Consider the following 21805-nt stretch of genomic DNA (forward strand, 5'->3'; position numbering starts at 1 on the left):
TGTCAGATGTGATCGGCGCCATTGCGTCGGCGTCATTACTGGCTCAATTTAGCGGCATCGCCTCGGAAGGCCTTCGCACTTCATGTCCTCGACCTCGTTTCGTCAGTCTTTGCGGCGCCTGTGGGCGCTGGATAAATTCAGCTACAGCGTGCGGGTGTTCATCGCCCTGACCGGCAGCATGGCGCTGTGCTGGTATCAGGATGAAATGGGGCTGCTGATCCCGCTGTTCCTGGGGATCATCGCCAGTGCCCTGGCCGAGACCGACGACAGTTGGCAGGGCCGCCTCAACGCACTGGCGGTGACGCTGGTGTGTTTCAGCGTCGCGGCGCTGTCGGTGGAATTGCTGTTCCCCTACCCCATCGTGTTCGTCATCGCTTTGGCGCTGGCCAGTTTCGGCCTGACCATGCTCGGTGCGCTCGGCGAGCGTTATGGCGCGATCGCCTCGGCGACCCTGATTCTTTCCGTCTACACCATGATCGGCGTCGACCAACGTGGCGGCGCGGTCACGGATTTTTGGCATGAGCCGATGCTGCTGGTGGCCGGCGCCGCGTGGTACGGCCTGCTGTCGGTGCTGTGGCAGGCGATGTTTTCCAATCAGCCGGTTCAGCAGAGTCTGGCGCGGTTGTTCCGCGAACTCGGCTATTACCTGAAGCTGAAAGCCTCGCTGTTCGAGCCGATCCGTCAGATGGACGTCGAAGCGCGGCGGCTGGAACTGGCTCAACAAAACGGCCGTGTCGTTGCGGCGCTGAACAGCGCCAAGGAAATCATTCTGCATCGGGTCGGCAACGGTCGCCCCGGCTCGAAAGTCAGCCGTTACCTGAAGCTGTACTTCCTTGCCCAGGACATTCACGAACGCGCCAGTTCTTCGCACTACCCCTACAACGCGCTGGCCGAAGCGTTTTTCCACAGCGACGTGCTGTTCCGCTGCCAGCGCCTGCTGCGTCAGCAAGGCAAGGCCTGCCGGGCGCTGGCCGAATCGATCCAGATGCGCCAGCCGTTCATCTACGATGCGACTTTTGCCGAAGCCCTGAGCGACCTGCACGCCTCCCTCGAACACCTGCGCATCCAGAGCAACCCGGCCTGGCGTGGACTGTTGCGTTCGTTGCGGGCACTGGCGGCCAACCTCGGCACCCTCGACCGTTTGCTCAGCGATGCGAGCAACCCTGATGCCTTGGCCGATGCCACCGACAGCAGCCTGCTCGACCGCTCGCCGCGCAATTTCAAGGACGTATTGGTTCGCCTGCGCACCCAACTGACGCCGACGTCACTGTTGTTCCGCCACGCCCTGCGCCTGCCGCTGGCGTTGAGCATCGGCTACGGCATGGTGCATCTGATTCACCCGTCGCAAGGCTATTGGATCATCCTCACCACGCTGTTCGTCTGCCAGCCGAACTACGGCGCCACCCGGCGCAAACTCGGCCAGCGAATTCTCGGCACCGCCATCGGCCTGACCATCGCCTGGGCGCTTTTCGATCTGTTCCCGAGCCCGCTGGTGCAGTCGTGTTTCGCCATCGCTGCCGGCGTGGTGTTCTTTACCAACCGCACCACCCGCTACACCGTGGCGACCGCCGCGATCACGATCATGGTGCTGTTCTGCTTCAACCAGGTCGGTGACGGCTACGGGCTGTTTGTGCCGCGCCTGTTCGATACCCTGCTCGGCAGCCTGATCGCCGGTCTCACGGTGATCCTGTTCCTGCCGGACTGGCAGGGTCGGCGCCTGAACAAGGTGCTGGCCAACACCCTGACCTGCAACAGCATCTACCTGCGCCAGATCATGCAGCAATACGCCGCCGGCAAGAGCGACGACCTCGCCTATCGACTCGCCCGCCGCAACGCGCACAACGCCGACGCGGCGCTGTCGACCACGCTGGCAAACATGCTGATGGAGCCGGGGCACTTCCGGAAAGAGGCCGACGTCGGCTTCCGTTTCCTGGTGCTGTCGCACACGCTGCTCAGCTATCTCTCAGGCCTAGGTGCGCACCGGGAAACCCAGCTGCCGGCGGAGGTGCGTGAGCATCTGATCGATGGCGCCGGGGTGAAACTCGCCACCAGCATCGACGAAATTGCTCAGGGGTTGTCGAGCAAACAGCCGATTGCGATTCAAAGCGATGAGGAAGAGGCGCTGGCCAATGAGCTTGAGCAGATGGCGGACGAGATCGACGAAGGCCAGCGACTGGTACAGACGCAACTGGCGTTGATCTGCCGCCAGCTCGGTCCGTTGCGGACGCTGGCGGCGCACTTGATCAAAGACACGGCCGAGGATTGAGTTGGCCAAGCAGGCCTCTTCGCGGGCAAGCCCGCTCCCACAAGTTGTCTGGTGTATTCAAATTGTTGTTTCACACCGGACACTGTGGGAGCGGGCTTGCCCGCGAAATCGCCAGTTCGTGCACTAAAAATCCTTCAGGCTACATGCCGTGCTGCCTGAGCAGCTTGTCATAGCTGCCATCGGCTTTCATCGACGCAATCGCTTTGTCGAACCCGGCCACGATCTGTTCGTGCTCCGGGTTCTTCAGGCTGACCAGAATGTGCAGGCTGTTCTCGCTCAGCGGCTTGGGCAGGAACTCCACGGCGTTGCGCACTTTTGGTGATTCACGGGCGAGGTAATAGCGGGCGACGTATTCATCTTCAAGGGTCAGCTTGACCCGATCTGCCGCCAGCATACGCACCGCCATGGCGAAGTTATGCACAGGGACCTTCTGCAACGCCGTGTCGGCATCGAACGGCGCCGAATAGGCGTAGCCGCGAACCACCGCAATCGGATAGGTGTGCAGTTCCTGCAGGTTGTTGTATTCGATGGGCGTGTCTTTGCGCTTGAGGAAACGCACGCGGTTGAGCAAATACTCGTCGGAAAACTGCCCCAGCTTCGTGCGATCGTCGTTGTACCAGGCGTTGACCAGCACGTCGTAACGCCCCTCGCCAACCCCGAGCAGGGCCCGCGCCCACGGCACTTGTTCGTAATCGCTGGCATAGCCGGCCCGGGCCAGGGCCGTGCTGACAATGTCCGTGGCCAATCCACCGTTGACCAGCGTGTCATCGGTAAACGGCGGCCAGACGTCGAAGACCAGACGCAACTTCTCCGCTGCAGCGCTTTGACCCAGCAACAGCAATCCGATCAAAGCCAACGCTCGATGCAATCGCGGCATGCTTGAAAATCCTTAGCGGGCGGGCCGCCCGGCGTGTTTTCAGTCAAAACCCCAAGGCCCCGTACCGGCGAATCCCAGGCCCTAACATTAGCTCATTGAAGCCATTGCACAGCGCTTCCCTGCAGATTACACAAAGAAGTCAGCAGCGCGAGAAAGGAATGATGGCATTTTGGCCTTCGTCACAGATTATTGCGCCATACAGACATATTTCGACGGGACGCTTAGTATCGGACGACGTTGTTCAAGGAATCGGAAGATGACAATCGAGTGGCTCTGCAAACATCACAGCGATCTGGGACTGGAGCAGCTGTACGCCATTTTGAAATTGCGCGGGGAGGTGTTCGTGGTCGAACAGCGCTGCGCGTACCTGGACCCGGACGGTCAGGATCTGGATAGCGATACCTGCCACCTGATGGGCTGGGACGGCGATCAACTGGTGGCGTACCTGCGCCTGCTGGACCCGGAATCCCAGGGCGGCGATGTGGTGATCGGCCGCGTACTGACGGCGCCTGCCGGGCGTGGCAAAGGGCTGGGGCATGAAATGATGGAGCAGGCGCTGAAACAGGCCGAGAAGCGCTGGCCTGAGGTGCCGATCTATCTCTCGGCCCAAGCGCATTTGCAGGGGTATTACGGGCGGTACGGGTTTGTCGTGGCGGGTGAGGAATATCTGGAGGATGACATTCCGCATATTGGTATGCGGCGGTCTTGAGCTATCGCTAGGCTGAAGATCGCCCCCTCACCCTAACCCTCTCCCAAAGGGAGAGGGGACTGATTGGGGAATATTCAGAAGATTCGCCGACGTGAGCGATCGCGGTTGAATCCATAATCGACTCGGTTTTTCAGGTCGATGTATAACGCCAGACACCTTAGTCGGCCCCTCTCCCTCCGGGAGAGGGCTGGGGTGAGGGCAACGATCTAAAGGTGAACACCCAACTTAGGGATATTCCAGAACAGCCTTGATCTGCCGCAAATTCCGTTCAATCCACCCCCGATCAATCGCCCCCCACTCGCGAATCCGGTAGCGCCCCGCATGGTTGCGCGCGCCCTCTTCCTGCTCGAACTCGCAAACAATATCCAGATCCGCCAGCGCCGCAATCGTGTCCTGCGCCGTGCGCCGGGGCATACCGGTGACTTCGGTCAGCGCCGGCACGCTGCTGGCCAGGCCACTGTCGATCAGGTATGCCACGTACAAGCGCCGGTAGAAACTGCTCTTGGTCTTGCTCACGTCCATGCATGCACTCCGCTGTTTGATTTTTTATTGCATGTCTCGCCAGGTCAGATACACCCGCAGGTCGAACTCGATCTGGTGATAGCCCGGCAGCATGTGATCACACAATTTGTAGAACGCCTTGTTGTGATCCGATTCCTTGAAGTGCGCCAGTTCGTGCACGACGATCATCTTCAGAAACTCAGGCGCGGCCTCCTTGAACAGCGAGGCGATGCGAATCTCTTTCTTGGCCTTGAGCTTGCCGCCCTGTACCCGCGACACCGTGGTGTGCAGACCGAGGGCGCGGTGGGTCAGGTCTAGACGGTTATCGAACAAAACCTTGTCGATGGCCGGGGCATTGCGCAGGTATTCCTGCTTCAAGTCGAGCGCGTAACCGTACAACGCCTTGTCGCTCTGCACATCGTGGCGGCCCGGATAGCGTTGGCTCAGGTAATCACCGAGGCGATTTTCGGCGATCAATTGGCGCACCTGATCCTGCAGATTCGCGGGATAGGCCTGGAGGTATTTCAACGCAGTCATGGGGCGGCACGGGTCATGAAAAGGTCGCCAGTGTAGCGAATTCAACCAGCCAACGCGCTCCAGTCGAACGGCTCGGCGAAGCGCGTGGCGTCCTCGGCGACCAACGGCCGCGCCACGAGGAAGCCTTGCACGTACTCGCAACCATGGGCTTGCAGCCATTGGTATTGCTCGACGGTTTCCACGCCTTCGGCAATCACCAGCAAACCGTATTCCTTGCACAGCTCGATGACGCTGCGCACCAGCGAGGCGTCCCGGGACGAGTCCGGGAGTCGGGCAATCAGGTGCCGATCGAGCTTCAGCGTATCCAGCTCCAGATCACGCAAATGCGACAGCGAGCAAGATCCGGAACCGAAATCATCCAGCGCCACCCGCACCCCGAGATTGCGCAGCAACCGCAATTGTTTGCGCGTCTCGTCGGGATTGACCGTCAGCGCCTCCTCGGTCACTTCCACTTCCATCTGATGCGGCTGCAAGCCATGGCGCTCCAGCACCTGGCGCAGCTCGGTCACCAGATTCGGCAAACCAAACTGGGTATTGCTCAGGCTCACCCCAAGCACCAGATCCTTGGAAAACTCGGACTCCCACGCCTTACGCTGCCCGGCGCTGCGATGATAGATCCAGCTGCCGAGCCGACTGATCAGCGTCGCCTCTTCCAGCAACGGCAGGAACAGCCCCGGCGGCACGTCGCCGACGCTCGGATGCTGCCAGCGCAGCAACGCCTCGAAACCGCGAATCCTGCCGTCACCGATCGCCACCTGCGGCTGATACACCAGATTGAAATCACGGTTCTCGATGGCGTTGCGCACGCTCTCTTCCAGCATCAGTCGTGAGCGCGCGCGACCGTTCATTTCGTGATCGTAGAAACGATATTGCTGACGCCCCGCGCGCTTGGCTTCGTACATGGCGATGTCCGAGGCGCGCATCAAACCGTCGAGGTTGCTGCCGCAATCCGGGTATGTGGCGATGCCGATACTGGCGCCGAGGGCGATGTCCATGCCTTCGATCTGCTGACAGATCGACACTCGCTCGATGAGCTTTTCGGCGATCTTCGCCGCTTGTTCGGGGAATTCCAGATCCAGCAGCGCGGTGAACTCGTCGCCGCCCATCCGCGCCAGAATGTCGAACGGACGCAGACAGGCCTTCAACTGCTCGGAAACCCAACGCAATACCCGGTCTCCGGCGTCATGACCGAGGGAATCGTTGACCCGTTTGAAACCGTCGAGATCGAGGTACATCAGCACCCAGCTGCTGTCCGTGCGCTCGCCGCGCAGCAGCAGGTTTTCCACAGTCTGGTAGAAACCTCTGCGGTTGAGCAGCCCGGTCAACGGATCGGTGACGGCTTGAAACTCCAACTGCTGATGCAGATGGCGGACCACCGACATGTCCAGCACCGTCACCACCATCGCGTGCTGTTCACTCGGCAACGGCGCGCAGGAGAGTGCCACCGGCACCTGCTGACCCGGCGCAGTACGCAGCAACGCGTCGTGTAAACGTAGCGTCTCCCCTCGTTTGTAACTGGCATAAAACTCGGAATCGGCCCACAGCGGAATGTGCGGTTTCTGCAAGTAATCGAGAAACTCCTGCCCCTCCAACTCCTTCACCGGCGCATTGAGCAACCGCGAGATCGCCGGGTTGGCGAAGCGGATCAAACCATCCTCGGCCAGTACCAGGATCCCCTCAGCCGCGTTATCCAGCACCGACGCATTGAAGGCCCGCGCCGACTCCAGATCCTGACTCAAGCGCTGCAAGGCCCGGCGATTGCGCTGGTGCTCCAGCAACGCCTGAACTTTTGGTTTGAGAATCTGTGGGTCGAAAGGTTTGAACAGGTAATCCACCGCACCGCTGGCATAGCCCTTGATCACGGCGTCCTGGGATTGTTCATTGGCGGTGAGGAATATGATCGGCGTCAGCCGCGTTCGCTGGCTGCCGCGCATCAGGCGTGCCACTTCATAGCCGTCCATTCCCGGCATCTGCACATCCAGCAGTACCAGGTCGACTTCGTGTTCAAGCAACAGACTGAGGGCTTCGAAACCGGATGCAGCGGTCATCACCTGCCAGTCCTGGCGCTGCAGCAACGCGCGCATGCTGATCAGATTTTCAGGGTAGTCATCAACGATCAAAAGGACTGAGCTGCCTTCACCTGGCGTGGGTTGCGCGCATTCCATGCTGCTTCTCTTGTCGGGACATCCAATCGGGACGCGGCCGGTTTCTCGTGAAAACCGTACAGTTACTGAGCCTTCACTCTAGTCCGGGATCTGAAAAAGCAGTAGCTGTCATCAGGCCATCATTTAACCAAACCGGTAACAAGCCGACTAACGGTCACCGCTGGAGGCCCCGAAAACCGGGAAAGATGGCATTTCGACAGGATGTTGACGCCAATCATCCGCCAGACGGCCGTTAACAAAAAATCCCTCTACGCTTATAAAGGCCGCCCCCAAGAACCGCGAGCTAGAGCTTCTGGCACGTGCGTGCAGCAAAAAGAGAGTGGAAGAACCGACATGATCGACCTCGCAACCTGGAACCTCAGCGTTCCCGTTGGCAGCCCGCCCTACACCGTCGAAACCTCCAAACTGGTGAACGGCTTCAAGGATCAGTACTTCCATTCCGACACCGGCACCCTGTTCTTCTGGTCCCCGGTGACCGGCTCGAAAACCGAAAACGCCATCTACCCGCGCACCGAACTGCGCGAAACCTACAGCAACGGAACATTGCGCAACTGGTACTACCCGGACGCCGACAACCTGCTGCGCGCGACCCTTTCGGTCAACAAGGTGCCCAGCTCCGGCAAGATCGTCATCGGCCAGATCCATGCGTATGAAAGCCAGAAGCCGATGCTCAAGCTTGAATACCAATACAAAGACAAAACCGAGACCGGCAACCTGGTGATCAAACTGCGCACCCATCCGGATCAGGACGAAAGCCGCGTCATCACCCTCGCCACCGGGATCAAACTCAATCGCGAATTCAACTACCTCATTCACCTGAGCCCCGGCGGCGCGCTGGGCGTGAGTGCGGCCGGGTATCAGTGGGATTCGCAGATCAGCGCGACTTGGCGTAACAAACCGCTGTATTTCAAGGCGGGCGTGTATGTGCAGGACAACACCGGGTACACCAGCGAAGGTGGGCAGGTGACGTTCTCAAAACTGGACATTGACCACGACAAATAACCTGTGGGAGCTGCGGTGCGACGATTCGACTTGCCAGCGAAGGCGCCAGTAGCAGCACCTGAATTAAACGGTCATGTTTAAACCCGGTCGGCGCAACTTCCCGAAGCCTACAACGGCTTGCGTCGCTGCCTACCGGTACGCCAGAATCCGCCGGCTTGTGCGCCTGGAGGGCCATCGGTAACTTGATTCGGGTCACTGATTCGCAGTGATCGGGTTTAGTAGCCCGCGTCATCTTTCCAAATGGCTGCACGAGCGTCATCCAGTCAGGCCAACGCCTGTACTCGATGGTGGCTGTGCGCATGGCGCCCTCGGGTGCGCCGGATTTGGATTGGTGTCCGGTCTACTAACTTGCGCACAGCTGCCACCCTTCCGTTTAGTAGCGAGATTGGTTGCGGCTCTACATAGAGGCATACCATTCCAATGTTCAAACCGACTCCAAATCCGCCGGAAACAGATCCGGTCTCACCCTACGAATCTCCCGATTCGAAAAAACTCAACGAAGCCGCCGAACGCGCCCTCGACCACTACCTCTGCCCCGGCGCCCGCATCATGGCCACGGTCAACGAACCCGACCCCATGTACTTCGCCAACCCCGCCTACAACACCGAATCCCTGCTGGCCAACGCCAGCGAAACCCTCGGCTCCGCCAGCGAAATGCTCAACAACTTCGCCGCCTCCCTAACCCCCGCCGACCGCAAAACCGCGATAGGCATTGCGCAGTTGGTAATGCTTGGAGAACTGGCGGTGAATCAGGCGCTGGATCACGTCGAAATAGCTAAATAAGGAGATTCTTAGGGTGAAAAACGGCAGTCAAATTCAGATTTGACTGCTGCTTTGTCCTAAAAATGACGGAGGTCCGTTAGAGACACTCACAGCCTTTTCAGGAAATTTGAATTTGTGGTGAAACACGCTGTATTTTCTTCGAGAAAACGCAACCTCAATCTAACCAGCTGATTTACATGGAAAAAACCTCATTTTTTTTTATGTAGCCATCAAACAATTAGCAAAGACAAGAAACGCCTTGAATTTTCTGAAAAAGGCTGTTAAATCACCTACTCGGGCGATTTTTGACGAAAAAATCCAAAAAACCCACCAGTACACGATAGAGAAATGAAAAGTGATCATAGACCTTACCATCAAGAATTTTAGGTCATTCAAGGACGAACAGCTTTTCAGCATGAATGTTGAAAATCCGAAATCTCATCTTTTGCAGAATATCGCAACAACTGAAAGTGAGCGCGTAAACATTCTAAAAACAGTTGGAATTTACGGCGCAAATGCATCAGGAAAGTCGAACTTATTACTAGCTTTTCTTGCTCTGCAATGGATAACGGATGACTCAGGGAGTTTAAAAGAGGGCGAGTCTATTCCGTGTTACGAACCGTATCTACTTTCAGACGAAGCAAAATCATCTCCAGTTTGCTTTGAGATTGAGTTCATTAACCATGATGATATTCGATATATATATTCCGTAACATATAACCGAACAGAAGTGCTAAGCGAAAGCTTAGATTTCTTCCCATCTAGGCAAAAAGCAAATATCTTCAAAAGAGCACTAGGTGATACTTGGGAAACAATCTCCTTTGGCAGCCACTATAAAGGTGGACAGAAGAGGATGCCATTCTTCAAGAATAATAGTTATCTTGCAAAAGCTGGGAACAACGCAGCCGCCTCAGAATTGATTCGATCGGTATACAACTACCTCCGATCGATATTTTATATGGGATTTTCCCAAAAACTGAATGTATCAACACTTTACGACGAGCCAGAAACACTTAATAAAGTATCCAAGCTTCTTTCGTGCCTAGATACCGGCATCACAGGTATTACACGCAAAGAAAACAATGTCAATGAGCTATTAAGTAAAGTCCCAAGTGAAATACCAAATGAAATACGCGAAAATATAATCAAAAGACACAAATACAACTTTAAGTTTTCACATGCGAAAGAAGATAGCGGAGTTGCTATACTCGACATGAGTGATGAGTCTGACGGAACTCAGAAACTTTTTGAGTTCTTACCTTTGCTCCTTACGGTATTCGAGATAGGCTCAGTATTAATAATGGATGAACTTGACAATAGTTTTCATCCACACATAGGCGAGCTTATAATAAAGCTGTTTAATGACCCGGAGGTTAATAGACACAACGCCCAACTAATATTCACTACACACGACATTAACCTAATGTCCCCGCAGTTAATGAGGCGGGACCAGATTTGGTTTACCGAAAAAACGAGCGGCGCATCAACACTATATTCTTTAGACGAATTTGACAAATCATCAGTAAAATCCAGCAGTCCGTACGGCCACTGGTATGATGAAGGCCGGTTCGGAGCATTACCAAACATAAGCTATTCAAATATCTCAAGGATTTTTACCGGAAAGAAAAAATCTGTTTCCCAACGTAAAAACAAGAACAAGGAAACCGTGGAGATAAGCAAGGATGCCTAAAGCTCGCAATTCATCCTCTCGAGCCCTTCCCAAAAAAATGCATATTTATTGCGAGGGAGAAAAAACGGAGCCTAACTATTTAAATGGTTACATCTCCGACATCGACGACAGAGCGTTACGACATGTCATCATTGTGGAAAAAACAAGAAAAAACACTCCAGTAGAACTTGTAAACGTCGCAATTGAACATAAAAAAAGCAACACCAGCGCAAAAGGAGATGAGTTTTGGGTTGTATATGATCGGGAGTCTGTTGCCAAGTATACTGACACCCTTCATGACAAAGCTTATAAAAGGGCAAAAGATAATGGAATCAACATAGCTCTTTCCAACGTTTGCTTTGAGCATTGGCTACTGCTACATATAACAAACAGCTCTGCCCCCTATACATGCTATGGCGATTTAATCAATAGGAGCTGTTTGAAAGAAGAATTTCGAAAGAAACTCGGTAAAGACTACGACAAAGCAGGAACCGAGATCTACGAATTCCTATCAAAAAATATAAATAAAGCAAGAAGAGCAGCTCAAAAACTGAATCTCGCAGCTATTCAGACCGCTCAGCCGGGAAGGGACAAACCTCACCACCTCAATCCATACACAGATATTCCAAAACTATTAAATGCTATAGATTTATTCTGCTAGATGTCTTCAGCTGTATAGAAAACCCGCCTCACGGCGGGTTTCTTTCAAATCAGTTCAACACCCAGTCTCAATTGACCTTGGCGTTCAACTCACCCTTCAGGTAACGCTGATACATGCTTTCCAGCGAGATCGGCTTGATCTTCGAAGCGTTGCCGGCAGTACCGAAAGCTTCGTAACGAGCGATACATACATCGCGCATCGCCTTCACGGTTTCGCCGAAGAATTTACGTGGGTCGAATTCGCTCGGGTTGGTGGCCATCAGGCGACGCATGGCGCCGGTGGATGCCAGACGCAGGTCGGTGTCGATGTTGACCTTGCGCACGCCGTGCTTGATGCCTTCGACGATTTCTTCAACCGGTACGCCGTAGGTTTCTTTGATGTCGCCGCCGTACTGGTTGATGATCGCCAGCCACTCTTGTGGAACCGACGAGGAACCGTGCATCACCAGGTGGGTGTTCGGGATGCGTTTGTGGATTTCCTTGATGCGGTCGATGGCCAGCACGTCGCCGGTAGGCGGCTTGGTGAACTTGTAGGCGCCGTGGCTGGTGCCGATGGCGATGGCCAGGGCATCAACTTGAGTCTTCTTGACGAAGTCAGCGGCTTCTTCCGGGTCGGTCAGCATCTGGCTGTGATCCAGAACGCCTTCGGCACCAATGCCATCTTCTTCACCGGCCATGCCGGTTTCCAGCGACCCCAGGCAACCCAGCTCGCCTTCAACCGAAACGCCGCAGGCGTGAGCCATGGCGACGGTTTGTTGAGTTACGCGGACGTTGTATTCGTAGTCGGTCGGAGTCTTGCCGTCTTCGCCGAGGGAACCGTCCATCATCACCGAGCTGAAGCCCAGTTGGATCGAGCGCTGGCAGACGTCAGGGCTGGTGCCGTGGTCTTGGTGCATGCACACCGGGATGTGCGGGAATTCTTCGATCGCGGCCAGGATCAGGTGACGCAGGAACGGTGCGCCGGCGTATTTGCGAGCGCCGGCCGAAGCCTGAACGATCACCGGGGAGTCAGTCTTGTCAGCGGCTTCCATGATGGCGCGCATCTGCTCAAGGTTGTTGACGTTGAAGGCTGGAACGCCGTAGCCGAACTCGGCTGCGTGGTCCAGCATCTGGCGCATGCTGATAAGTGCCATTGTGTGTGTCTCTCCCGGTTTGGGTCGTTAATCGTGCCAGCCTGCCGGAGCGGCGGCGGCTATTCAAGTGATTGCAGATCGGGGGTTGAGGCCCGGCCTGGTGATTCGATAAAGCAGATTCTGTTTTATTCGGCTTTGCAGCCCCGGCCGATCAGATCATTGGTAGCGACCCAGTAGACCAGGCCTTCATTACCTTTGATGTGAAACGCCAGCATGTCGTCGCTGTACAGCGCGCCCGAGGCGCCCGGCTCTTCTTTCAGGCGATAGACCTGATCGCCGCCGCCCAGTCGCACATCGACTGCCTTCTGGCCGGCATCGGTGAAGCGCCACAGCACTTTGGCCTGGCTGTCGCAGGTCCAGGTGGTCCAGTTATCCACAGGGGCGGATGACTGAAACGGGTTCCACTGCGCACAACCACCCAACAATCCCAATGCCGCAACGGCGATCAAGCCTTTCATCCGTGTTCCTCGACCGGCGGCGCACGCCGCCGGCCCTGAGTTAAAGAGTCAGACCGGTCAAGGACAACCATGTTCCTTGGCCGGGGTTTGCGTCTCGTATTTGTCCAGGCCTTCCGGTCCCGAGCGCTTGTTCAGCACCGGGTTGGTTTCGGCCTGCCAGTCGGCCTGGTAGCAGCCTTTCTGTGCCTCGCCGGGTGCCGGCTCCGGCGCAACCTTCGGGTTACTCCCGCAGGCTGCCAATGTACCGGTCAGCAACAACAGCGCTAACGACTTGACCATCTGAACACTCCTTTGCCTGGCCAAACGGGCGGCCTCAGGCCTTGGCCCGGCTTTCCAGGACTTCAACGGCCGGCAGCACTTTGCCTTCGACGAATTCGAGGAACGCGCCGCCGCCGGTGGAAATGTAGGAGATCTTTTCCGCCACGCCATATTTATCGATGGCCGCCAGGGTGTCGCCACCGCCGGCAATCGAGAACGCCGCGCTGTCGGCGATGGCCTGGGCCAGCACTTTGGTGCCGTTCCCGAACTGGTCGAATTCGAACACGCCGACCGGGCCGTTCCACAGGATGGTTTTCGACGACTTCAGCAGTTCGGCGAAGTTGGCGGCGGTTTGCGGGCCGATGTCGAGGATCATGTCGTCGGCAGCAACGTCAGCGATCAGCTTCACGGTCGCTTCAGCGCTTTCAGCGAATTCCTTGGCAACGACCACGTCGACCGGCAGCGGCACGCTGACCTTGGCGGCGATGGCGCGAGCAGTGTCCAGCAGGTCCGGCTCGTACAGCGACTTGCCGACCGGGTGACCGGCCGCAGCCAGGAAGGTGTTGGCGATGCCGCCGCCGACGATCAGTTGATCGCAGATCTGGCTCAGGCTGTTCAGCACGTCGAGTTTGGTCGAGACCTTGGAACCGGCAACGATGGCAGCCATCGGCTTGGCCGGTGCGCCCAGGGCTTTGCCCAGTGCGTCGAGTTCAGCGGCCAGCAGCGGGCCGGCAGCGGCGACTTTGGCGAACTTGGCTACGCCGTGGGTCGAGCCTTCGGCGCGGTGAGCGGTGCCGAAAGCGTCCATCACGAACACGTCGCACAGGGTGGCGTATTGCTGGGCCAGTTCGTCGGCGTTCTTTTTCTCGCCCTTGTTGAAGCGCACGTTTTCGAACAGCACGATGTCGCCGGCCTTGACGTCAACGCCGCCCAGGTAATCGGCCACCAGCGGCACTTCGCGGCCCAGGGCCTTGCTCAGGTAGTCGGCGACTGGTTTGAGGCTGTTCTCGGCGGAAAATTCGCCTTCGGTCGGACGACCCAGGTGCGAGCAGACCATCACGGCCGCGCCTTTTTCCAGGGCCAGCTTGATGGTCGGCAGCGAAGCCAGGATACGCGCATCGCTGGTGACAACACCGTCCTTGACTGGGACGTTGAGGTCTTCGCGGATCAATACGCGCTTACCTTGCAGATCGAGGTCGGACATCTTCAACACGGTCATGGGTCGCACTTCCTACGGTTTTTTTGAAGTTGCTGTTTGCAGATAGTGTTCTGCAACATCCAGCATTCGGTTGGCAAAACCCCATTCGTTGTCGAACCAGGCCAGGATGTTCACCAGCCGAGGGCCGGAAACGCGGGTCTGACTGGCATCGACGATGGCCGAATGTGGGTCATGATTAAAATCACAGCTAGCATGGGGAAGCTCGGTGTAGGCCAACAGACCTTTGAGCGGGCCGCTGGTGGCAGCGTCGCGCAGGATCCGGTTGACCTCGCCGGCGTCGGTGTCGCTGGCGGTCTGCATCGTGATGTCGAGGCAGGACACGTTGACCGTCGGCACGCGTACGGCTTTGGCCTGGATTCGCCCGGCAAGTTCCGGCAGCAGACGCTCGATACCTCGCGCCAGACCGGTGGACACCGGGATCACCGACTGGAACGCCGAACGGGTGCGGCGCAGGTCTTCGTGGTGATAGGCGTCGATCACCGGCTGATCGTTCATCGCCGAGTGAATCGTGGTGATCGACACGTAATCCAGGCCGACTGCCTGATCCAGCAGACGCAACAGCGGCACGCCGCAGTTGGTGGTGCAGGACGCGTTGGACACCAGCAGTTCGTCACCGGTCAGGCAATCCTGATTGACGCCGTAGACGATGGTGGCGTCGACATCCGCCTCGCTGGCCATCGGCTGCGAAAACAGCACCCGTGGCGCGCCGGCGTCGAGGAAACGCTGGCCGTCTGCACGGGTGTGGTAGGCGCCAGAGCATTCGAGCACCAGATCGACGCCAAGCGACGCCCAATCGATGCCTTCGGGGGTGGCACTGCGCAGGACCTTCACGCAGTTGCCATTAATATGCAGACAATCGCCGTCGACCTTCACCTCGCCGGGGAACCGGCCGTGGGTGGAGTCGAAGCGTGTCAGGTATTCGATGCTGGCCATGTCGGCCAGATCGTTGATCGCGACAATTTCAAACCCTGCCGTCGAGCCTCGTTCAAACAACGCACGCAAGACGCAACGACCAATCCGGCCGTAGCCGTTGAGTGCAACTTTGTAGGGACGCGGTTGAGGCATGGGGTTCTCGATTACCGTGGTGAATCAGGCAGTGCAATGTTGCCTGAACCACCGCTTTCGCGGGCAAGCCCGCTCCCACAGGTCCTTTGGTGTACACAAAATGTGTGATCAACCTAAAACACTGTGGGAGCGGCGGTGCGACGATTCGACTTGCTCGCGAATACGTCAGTTCAGGCGACACCTTTTCTGGATCAGTCTTCCAGCAGCTCTTCAGCCTGACCCAGGATGTTTTCCAGAGTGAAGCCGAACTCTTCGAACAATGCCGGAGCCGGAGCCGATTCGCCGTAGGTAGTCATGCCGATCACGCGACCTTCCAGACCCACGTACTTGAACCAGAAGTCGGCGTGAGCCGCTTCGATCGCGATACGCGCGCCAACCTGCAACGGCAGAACCGATTGCTTGTAGCCCGCGTCCTGAGCATCGAACGCGCTGGTGCAAGGCATCGAAACAACACGCACCTTGCGGCCCTGCTCGGTCAGTTTGTCGTAGGCCTGAACGGCCAGACCGACTTCCGAACCGGTGGCGATCAGGATCAGCTCAGGCTCGCCTGCGCAGTCTTTCAGCACGTAGCCACCACGGCTGATGTCGGCGATCTGGCCGGCATCACGGGTTTGATGCTGCAGGTTCTGACGCGAGAAGATCAGAGCGGACGGGCCATCCTTGCGCTCCAGCGCGTTTTTCCAGGCCACGGCCGATTCAACGGCATCGGCTGGACGCCAGGTGTCGAGGTTCGGCGTGGTGCGCAGGCTGGTCAGTTGCTCGATCGGCTGGTGCGTCGGGCCGTCTTCGCCCAGACCGATGGAGTCGTGGGTGTAGACGTGGATCACACGCTGTTTCATCAGTGCGGACATGCGTACGGCGTTGCGGGCGTATTCCATGAACATCAGGAAGGTCGCGCCGTAAGGCACCAGGCCGCCGTGCAGGGTCACGCCGTTCATGATGGCAGTCATGCCGAACTCGCGTACGCCGTAGTACATGTAGTTACCGTTGGCGTCTTCGGCGCTGACGCCTTTGCAACCTTTCCACAGGGTCAGGTTGGAACCGGCCAGGTCAGCCGAACCACCGAGCAGTTCCGGCAGCAGCGGGCCGAACGCGTTCAGAGTGTTCTGGCTGGCTTTACGGCTGGCGATGGTTTCGCCCTTGGCCGCGACTTCGGCGATGTAGGCCGAGGCCTTCTCGGAGAAATCGGCCGGCAGCTCGCCGCTCAGGCGACGGATCAGTTCGTTGGCTTCGGTCGGGAACGCGGCGGAGTAGGCAGCGAAACGCTGGTCCCACTCGGACTCGACGGCGCGGCCCTTTTCCTTGGCATCCCATTCGGCGTAGATGTCGGCCGGGATTTCGAACGGGCCGTGGTTCCAGTTCAGCGCCTTGCGGGTCAGGGCGATTTCCGCGTCACCCAGTGGGGCGCCGTGGCAATCTTCCTTGCCTTGCTTGTTCGGCGAACCGAAACCGATAGTGGTTTTGCAGCAGATCAGGGTCGGCAGCGGGCTCTTGCGCGCGGTGTCGATGGCCGTCTTGATCTCTTCCGGATCATGACCGTCGACGTTGCGGATGACCTGCCAGTTGTAGGCTTCGAAACGCTTCGGCGTGTCGTCGGTAAACCAGCCTTCGACTTCGCCGTCGATGGAGATGCCGTTGTCATCGTAGAAGGCGATCAGTTTGCCCAGGCCCAGAGTGCCGGCCAGGGAAGCGACTTCGTGGGAAATGCCTTCCATCATGCAGCCATCACCCAGGAACACGTAGGTGTGGTGGTCGACAATGTTGTGGCCAGGACGGTTGAACTGCGCGCCCAGGACTTTTTCTGCCAGGGCGAAGCCCACGGCGTTGGCCAGACCCTGACCCAGCGGGCCGGTGGTGGTTTCAACGCCCGGGGTGTAACCGAATTCCGGGTGGCCCGGGGTGCGGCTGTGCAGTTGACGGAACTGTTTCAGGTCGTCGATCGACAGGTCGTAACCGGTCAGGTGCAGCAGCGAGTAGATCAACATCGAGCCGTGGCCGTTCGACAGCACGAAGCGGTCACGGTCGGCGAACGATGGATTGCTCGGGTTGTGCTTGAGGTAGTCGCGCCAAAGTACTTCGGCGATATCTGCCATACCCATAGGGGCACCGGGATGGCCGCTGTTGGCTTTTTGCACGGCATCCATGCTGAGGGCACGAATGGCGTTGGCACGCTCACGACGGCTAGGCATCGCTGATCTCCTGGGGTTTGAATAGATTGAAACGGAAAAAAGGAGGGCATTTTCCCTCACCCGAGCGCCTCGGGGCAATGACAGATAGTCATCCGGAGGCGTTTTTCCCATGGATAACATCGGTTTCGGCTGGTGAAACCTTTCCGCTGTTCGTTTGTAGAGTTAACCGGTCAGTGAGAAGTGCAATAAAAAGCGCCACCCATCGAGCAATATCAAAACTTTTTGATATTGACCTTGCGGTGTTTTCCGGCCGTCTCTAGACTGCTGGCCCTATGAACTTACGCGTGCCTTCCATTCGCCACGACGATTGCGACGAGCTGGCGGCCCTCTGCAAGGCCGGCGGCGATCCGTTGCGGCTGAATGTATTGCGCGCCCTGGCCAACGATTCGTTCGGCGTACTGGAACTGGCGCAGATTTTCGATATCGGCCAATCCGGCATGAGCCATCACCTTAAAGTGTTGGCACAAGCTGATCTGGTAGCGACTCGCCGCGAAGGCAATGCGGTTTTCTATCGCCGCGCTCTGCCCCACACCGAGCTGCTGGGCGGCAAGTTGCACGCGGCGTTGTTAGAAGAAGTCGACAATCTGGCGCTGCCGGCCGATGTAGAAACGCGGATCGCACAGGTTCACGGGCAGCGCGCTGCCAACAGCCAGGATTTTTTCGCACGGGTCGCAGAGAAATTCCGCGCCCAGCAAGATTTGATTGCCGGCCTGCCGCAGTACCGTGAAAGCGTGCTGGCCCTGCTCGACAAACTGAATTTCGATGGTGCAGCCTCGGCCATCGAAGTCGGCCCCGGCGATGGTGCTTTCCTGCCGGAACTGGCCCGTCGTTTCGGCACCGTAACCGCACTGGACAACAGCGCGGCGATGCTCGAACTGGCCCGCCAGGTATGTGAACGTGAAAAGCTGGCTAACGTCAGCCTGCAATTGGCCGATGCATTGAATGGCGTAAGTCTTCAGGCCGATTGCGTAGTGTTGAACATGGTGTTGCACCATTTCGCCGCGCCGGCCGAAGCGCTCAAGCACATGGCCAGCCTGCTGCAACCGGGCGGTAGCCTGCTCGTGACAGAGTTATGTAGCCACAACCAGAGTTGGGCCAGGGAGGCCTGCGGTGATGTGTGGTTGGGGTTTGAACAGGACGATCTGGCCCGTTGGGCCACCGCTGCGGGACTCGTTCCCGGGGACAGCCTCTATGTAGGCTTACGTAATGGTTTCCAGATTCAGGTCCGCCATTTTCAGCGACCGACTGGCGACACTCACCATCGGTAAATTCAGGAAAACATCGAGATGAGCGAATATTCCCTCTTCACCTCCGAGTCCGTGTCTGAAGGACATCCGGACAAAATCGCCGACCAGATTTCCGATGCGGTGCTGGACGCCATCATCACCCAGGACAAACACGCACGCGTTGCGGTGGAAACCCTGGTCAAGACTGGCGTGGCCATCGTTGCCGGTGAAGTGACTACCAGTGCCTGGGTCGATCTGGAAGAGATCGTGCGTAACGTGATTCTCGACATCGGCTACAACAGCTCCGACGTCGGCTTCGACGGCGCGACCTGCGGCGTGATGAACATCATCGGCAAGCAGTCCCCTGACATCAACCAGGGTGTCGACCGTGCCAAGCCTGAAGATCAGGGCGCCGGTGACCAGGGCCTGATGTTCGGCTACGCCAGCAACGAAACCGACGTGCTGATGCCAGCACCGATCACCTTCTCGCACCAGTTGGTGCAACGTCAGGCCGAAGCCCGCAAATCGGGTCTGCTGCCTTGGCTGCGCCCGGACGCCAAGTCGCAAGTGACTTGCCGTTACGAAGGCGGCAAGGTTGTGGGTATCGACGCTGTTGTTCTGTCGACCCAGCACAACCCTGAAGTGTCGTACAAAGACCTGCGCGAAGGCGTGATGGAGCTGATCGTCAAGCACGTGCTGCCTGCCGAACTGCTGAGCAAGGACACCCAGTTCCACATCAACCCGACCGGCCAGTTCATCATTGGCGGCCCGGTAGGTGACTGCGGTCTGACCGGTCGCAAGATCATCGTCGACAGCTACGGCGGCATGGCCCGTCACGGCGGCGGCGCGTTCTCCGGCAAGGATCCATCGAAGGTTGACCGTTCGGCTGCCTACGCTGGCCGTTATGTTGCCAAGAACATCGTGGCTGCCGGCCTGGCCGAGCGTTGCGAGATCCAGGTTTCCTACGCGATCGGTGTGGCCCAGCCTACTTCGATCTCGCTGAACACCTTCGGCACCGGCAAGATCAGCGATGACAAGATCATCAAACTGGTCCGCGAAGTGTTCGACCTGCGTCCATACGCAATCACCACCATGCTCGACCTGCTGCACCCGATGTACCAGGAAACCGCAGCCTACGGCCACTTCGGCCGTGCTCCGCAGACCAAGACCGTTGGCGAAGACACCTTCACCACGTTCACCTGGGAAAAAACCGACCGCGCCGACGCTCTGCGTTCTGCTGCCGGTCTGTAAGACTTCCCTGGCGGTACAAGAAGCCCCGCACGGTTCGCACCGTGCGGGGCTTTTTCATGGCCGCGAAACAACCGGTAAAACAGCCGCCCGGCCCGCTTGAAAATCCCGGCTAGCCTTCAGGTATCTCTCTGAGCAAGGACGCTCACGATGCTTGCCACACTGCGCCTGTTTTTGTTTTTCCTGCCGGTTTTCATCCACCTCAGCGCTTTCGCTGACAACTGCCCTGAATGGCCTGCCGACCGGGCACAAACCGAAATCGCCACCCTGCAACAGCAGATCGATCTGTGGGACGACGCCTATCACCGAGAAGGCCGATCACTGATCACCGACGAACTCTACGATCAGTCCCGCACCCGACTCGGCGAATGGCGCCAGTGCTTCAAACTTCCCCCACCGCCCAAACCGTTACGAACGGCGTCAGGGTCGGTCGCGCACCCGATCGCCCATACCGGCCTCGACAAACTTCACGACGCAGCGGACATCGAAGCCTGGCTGCGCGACCGCAAGGACGTCTGGGCACAACCCAAGATCGACGGCGTGGCCGTCACGCTTATCTATCGCGCCGGGCGTTTGCAACAGGCGATCAGTCGCGGCGACGGGGTTCGCGGACAGGACTGGACTGCCTCGGCACAGAAGATCAACGCCATTCCCCAGCAACTGACACAACCGGTGGACCTGTCGGTGCAAGGTGAACTCTATTGGCGGCTTAACGACCATATCCAGGCCCGAGCCGGCAGCGCCAACGCCCGCGCGACAGTCGCCGGCCTGATGGGACGCAAGGATTTGAGCGCCGAACAGGCAGCGGGTATCGGGCTTTTTGTCTGGGACTGGCCGCTGGGGCCGGGTAGCCTGACAGAACGGATCGCGGGATTGGCGACACTGGGCTTCGCAACGACAGAACCTTACAGCCACCCCGTCGGTGATCTTGCCGATGCGCAAAAGTGGCGCGATTACTGGTATCGCTCACCACTGCCCTTCGCCAGTGATGGCATCGTCTTGCGTCAAAGTCTGCGTCCGGCAGCCGAACGCTGGCAGGCGCGCTCGCCTTTCTGGGCCGTGGCCTGGAAGTACCCGTTCGCCCAGGCATTGGCCGATGTACGCAAGGTCAATTTCAAGGTCGGCCGAACCGGGCGTATCACCCCCGTGCTGGATCTTGCGCCGGTCATGCTCGATGACCGCCAGATCAGACGGGTCAGCGTCAGCTCACTCAAACGCTGGCAGGAACTGGACATTCGCCCCGGCGATCAAGTGGCGATCAGCCTGGCCGGGCTGACGATTCCTCGACTCGACAGCGTTGTTCTGCGCAGCACGGAGCGCGTCGAGCTGAACGTTCCCCTCGCCGGCGACTTTCACGCGCTAAGCTGCTGGCAACCAACGCCCGGATGCGAGAGTCAGTTCCTCGCGCGTCTGACCTGGCTTGGCGGTAAACAGGGGCTGGCACTGCCCCATGTCGGGCGCGGTACGTGGGAGAAACTTCTGGAAACAGGCCGCCTGAACAGCCTGCTGGATTGGTTGACCCTCGACGAGCCAGAGCTTGCTAAGATTGCCGGCCTCGGCGAACGCAGCAGCGTTCGTCTGTCGCACAGTTTTCACAGCGCTCGCCAAAGGCCATTCACCCGATGGCTCAAAGCCCTCGGGCTACCGCCGACGGGTCAGGCCTCTCTGGTTGATTCATGGCAAGCGCTGGCACAACGCAATACTGAACAATGGCAGGCAGAACCCGGAATCGGCCCGGGCCGCGCGGCGCAATTGAGCGCTTTTTTCCGCGACCCTCAGGTGCTGGTCCTGAGTGAAACCTTACGCGCCGCCGGAATCGACGGTTTCTGAACATGCATCCCGGTACGCCGGGAACCCAACG

The 21805-nt window shown here is 58.1% G+C and carries 19 protein-coding genes; 9 read left to right on the forward strand and 10 right to left on the reverse strand.

Annotated features, from left to right (window positions below; all coding sequences use genetic code 11):
• Positions 1 to 82: 82 nt before the first annotated feature.
• Positions 83 to 2266 carry a YccS family putative transporter gene (gene yccS, locus JJN09_RS20890; RefSeq protein ID WP_249483454.1) on the forward strand — a complete coding sequence of 728 codons (2184 nt, stop codon included), beginning with the start codon at positions 83 to 85 and terminating at the stop codon, positions 2264 to 2266.
• A 139-nt stretch (positions 2267 to 2405) separates the two neighbouring features.
• Here the strand turns inward: yccS and JJN09_RS20895 are convergent, their stop codons facing one another.
• Positions 2406 to 3143 carry an ABC transporter substrate-binding protein gene (locus JJN09_RS20895; RefSeq protein WP_249483456.1) on the reverse strand — a complete coding sequence of 246 codons (738 nt, stop codon included), beginning with the start codon at positions 3141 to 3143 and terminating at the stop codon, positions 2406 to 2408.
• 256 nt (positions 3144 to 3399) lie between these two features.
• On the opposite strand from JJN09_RS20895, the gene JJN09_RS20900 reads away from it, so the two are divergent.
• Entirely contained in the window at positions 3400 to 3852 is a 453-nt protein-coding gene (locus JJN09_RS20900; RefSeq protein WP_249483457.1) for a GNAT family N-acetyltransferase, read from the forward strand.
• A 225-nt stretch (positions 3853 to 4077) separates the two neighbouring features.
• On the opposite strand, the gene JJN09_RS20905 is transcribed toward JJN09_RS20900, so the two are convergent.
• From JJN09_RS20905 to JJN09_RS20915, 3 genes are read right to left on the reverse strand one after another with little or no spacing between them, the layout of a single operon-like run.
• Positions 4078 to 4374, reverse strand: coding sequence for a helix-turn-helix domain-containing protein (locus JJN09_RS20905; protein WP_007894945.1), 297 nt, complete (start codon positions 4372 to 4374; stop codon positions 4078 to 4080).
• A gap of 24 nt (positions 4375 to 4398) precedes the next feature.
• The gene (locus tag JJN09_RS20910) at positions 4399 to 4890 is read right to left on the reverse strand and encodes a YgjP-like metallopeptidase domain-containing protein (RefSeq protein ID WP_249483458.1); all 492 of its coding nucleotides are present in this window, start codon (positions 4888 to 4890) and stop codon (positions 4399 to 4401) included.
• A 41-nt stretch (positions 4891 to 4931) separates the two neighbouring features.
• Complete coding sequence (locus tag JJN09_RS20915) at positions 4932 to 7055, reverse strand: bifunctional diguanylate cyclase/phosphodiesterase (protein ID WP_249483459.1); 2124 nt, start codon at positions 7053 to 7055, stop codon at positions 4932 to 4934.
• 333 nt (positions 7056 to 7388) lie between these two features.
• On the opposite strand from JJN09_RS20915, the gene JJN09_RS20920 reads away from it, so the two are divergent.
• From JJN09_RS20920 to JJN09_RS20935, 4 genes are all read left to right on the forward strand, one after another.
• On the forward strand, positions 7389 to 8057 hold the full coding sequence (locus JJN09_RS20920; protein ID WP_007959711.1) for a polysaccharide lyase family 7 protein: 669 nt from the start codon (positions 7389 to 7391) through the stop codon (positions 8055 to 8057).
• 420 nt (positions 8058 to 8477) lie between these two features.
• On the forward strand, positions 8478 to 8840 hold the full coding sequence (locus JJN09_RS20925; protein ID WP_249483461.1) for a DUF6124 family protein: 363 nt from the start codon (positions 8478 to 8480) through the stop codon (positions 8838 to 8840).
• A gap of 334 nt (positions 8841 to 9174) precedes the next feature.
• Positions 9175 to 10509, forward strand: a complete 1335-nt coding sequence (locus tag JJN09_RS20930; protein WP_249483463.1) for an ATP/GTP-binding protein — start codon at positions 9175 to 9177, stop codon at positions 10507 to 10509.
• Complete coding sequence (locus tag JJN09_RS20935) at positions 10502 to 11149, forward strand: RloB family protein (RefSeq protein WP_249483464.1); 648 nt, start codon at positions 10502 to 10504, stop codon at positions 11147 to 11149. The genes JJN09_RS20930 and JJN09_RS20935 overlap by 8 nt, the downstream gene beginning before the upstream one ends.
• Positions 11150 to 11216: 67 nt before the next feature.
• Here JJN09_RS20935 and fba read toward each other — a convergent pair whose 3' ends face one another.
• The 6 genes from fba to tkt form a co-directional block, all read right to left on the reverse strand.
• On the reverse strand, positions 11217 to 12281 hold the full coding sequence (gene fba, locus JJN09_RS20940) for a class II fructose-bisphosphate aldolase (protein ID WP_007959708.1): 1065 nt from the start codon (positions 12279 to 12281) through the stop codon (positions 11217 to 11219).
• Positions 12282 to 12406: 125 nt separating this feature from the next.
• Entirely contained in the window at positions 12407 to 12739 is a 333-nt protein-coding gene (locus tag JJN09_RS20945) for an MliC family protein (protein ID WP_096817719.1), read from the reverse strand.
• 57 nt (positions 12740 to 12796) lie between these two features.
• Positions 12797 to 13018 (reverse strand): hypothetical protein, encoded by a 222-nt coding sequence (locus tag JJN09_RS20950; protein ID WP_249483466.1) that lies wholly within the window; start codon positions 13016 to 13018, stop codon positions 12797 to 12799.
• A 34-nt stretch (positions 13019 to 13052) separates the two neighbouring features.
• Positions 13053 to 14216, reverse strand: a complete 1164-nt coding sequence (locus JJN09_RS20955; RefSeq protein ID WP_249483467.1) for a phosphoglycerate kinase — start codon at positions 14214 to 14216, stop codon at positions 13053 to 13055.
• A gap of 12 nt (positions 14217 to 14228) precedes the next feature.
• Positions 14229 to 15281 carry an erythrose-4-phosphate dehydrogenase gene (gene epd, locus JJN09_RS20960; protein WP_249483468.1) on the reverse strand — a complete coding sequence of 351 codons (1053 nt, stop codon included), beginning with the start codon at positions 15279 to 15281 and terminating at the stop codon, positions 14229 to 14231.
• A gap of 191 nt (positions 15282 to 15472) precedes the next feature.
• Complete coding sequence (gene tkt, locus JJN09_RS20965; protein ID WP_249483470.1) at positions 15473 to 17470, reverse strand: transketolase; 1998 nt, start codon at positions 17468 to 17470, stop codon at positions 15473 to 15475.
• A gap of 272 nt (positions 17471 to 17742) precedes the next feature.
• Between tkt and JJN09_RS20970 the strand changes: the two genes are divergently transcribed.
• The 3 genes from JJN09_RS20970 (at position 17743) to ligB (ending at position 21774) form a co-directional block, all read left to right on the forward strand.
• The gene (locus JJN09_RS20970; protein ID WP_249483471.1) at positions 17743 to 18738 is read left to right on the forward strand and encodes a metalloregulator ArsR/SmtB family transcription factor; all 996 of its coding nucleotides are present in this window, start codon (positions 17743 to 17745) and stop codon (positions 18736 to 18738) included.
• 18 nt (positions 18739 to 18756) lie between these two features.
• Entirely contained in the window at positions 18757 to 19947 is a 1191-nt protein-coding gene (gene metK / locus JJN09_RS20975) for a methionine adenosyltransferase (protein ID WP_096817710.1), read from the forward strand.
• A gap of 147 nt (positions 19948 to 20094) precedes the next feature.
• Positions 20095 to 21774, forward strand: coding sequence for an NAD-dependent DNA ligase LigB (ligB, locus tag JJN09_RS20980; protein WP_249483472.1), 1680 nt, complete (start codon positions 20095 to 20097; stop codon positions 21772 to 21774).
• Positions 21775 to 21805: the final 31 nt, after the last annotated feature.

This window comes from Pseudomonas sp. HS6 (assembly GCF_023375815.1).
In the GTDB taxonomy this organism is placed as follows: domain Bacteria; phylum Pseudomonadota; class Gammaproteobacteria; order Pseudomonadales; family Pseudomonadaceae; genus Aquipseudomonas.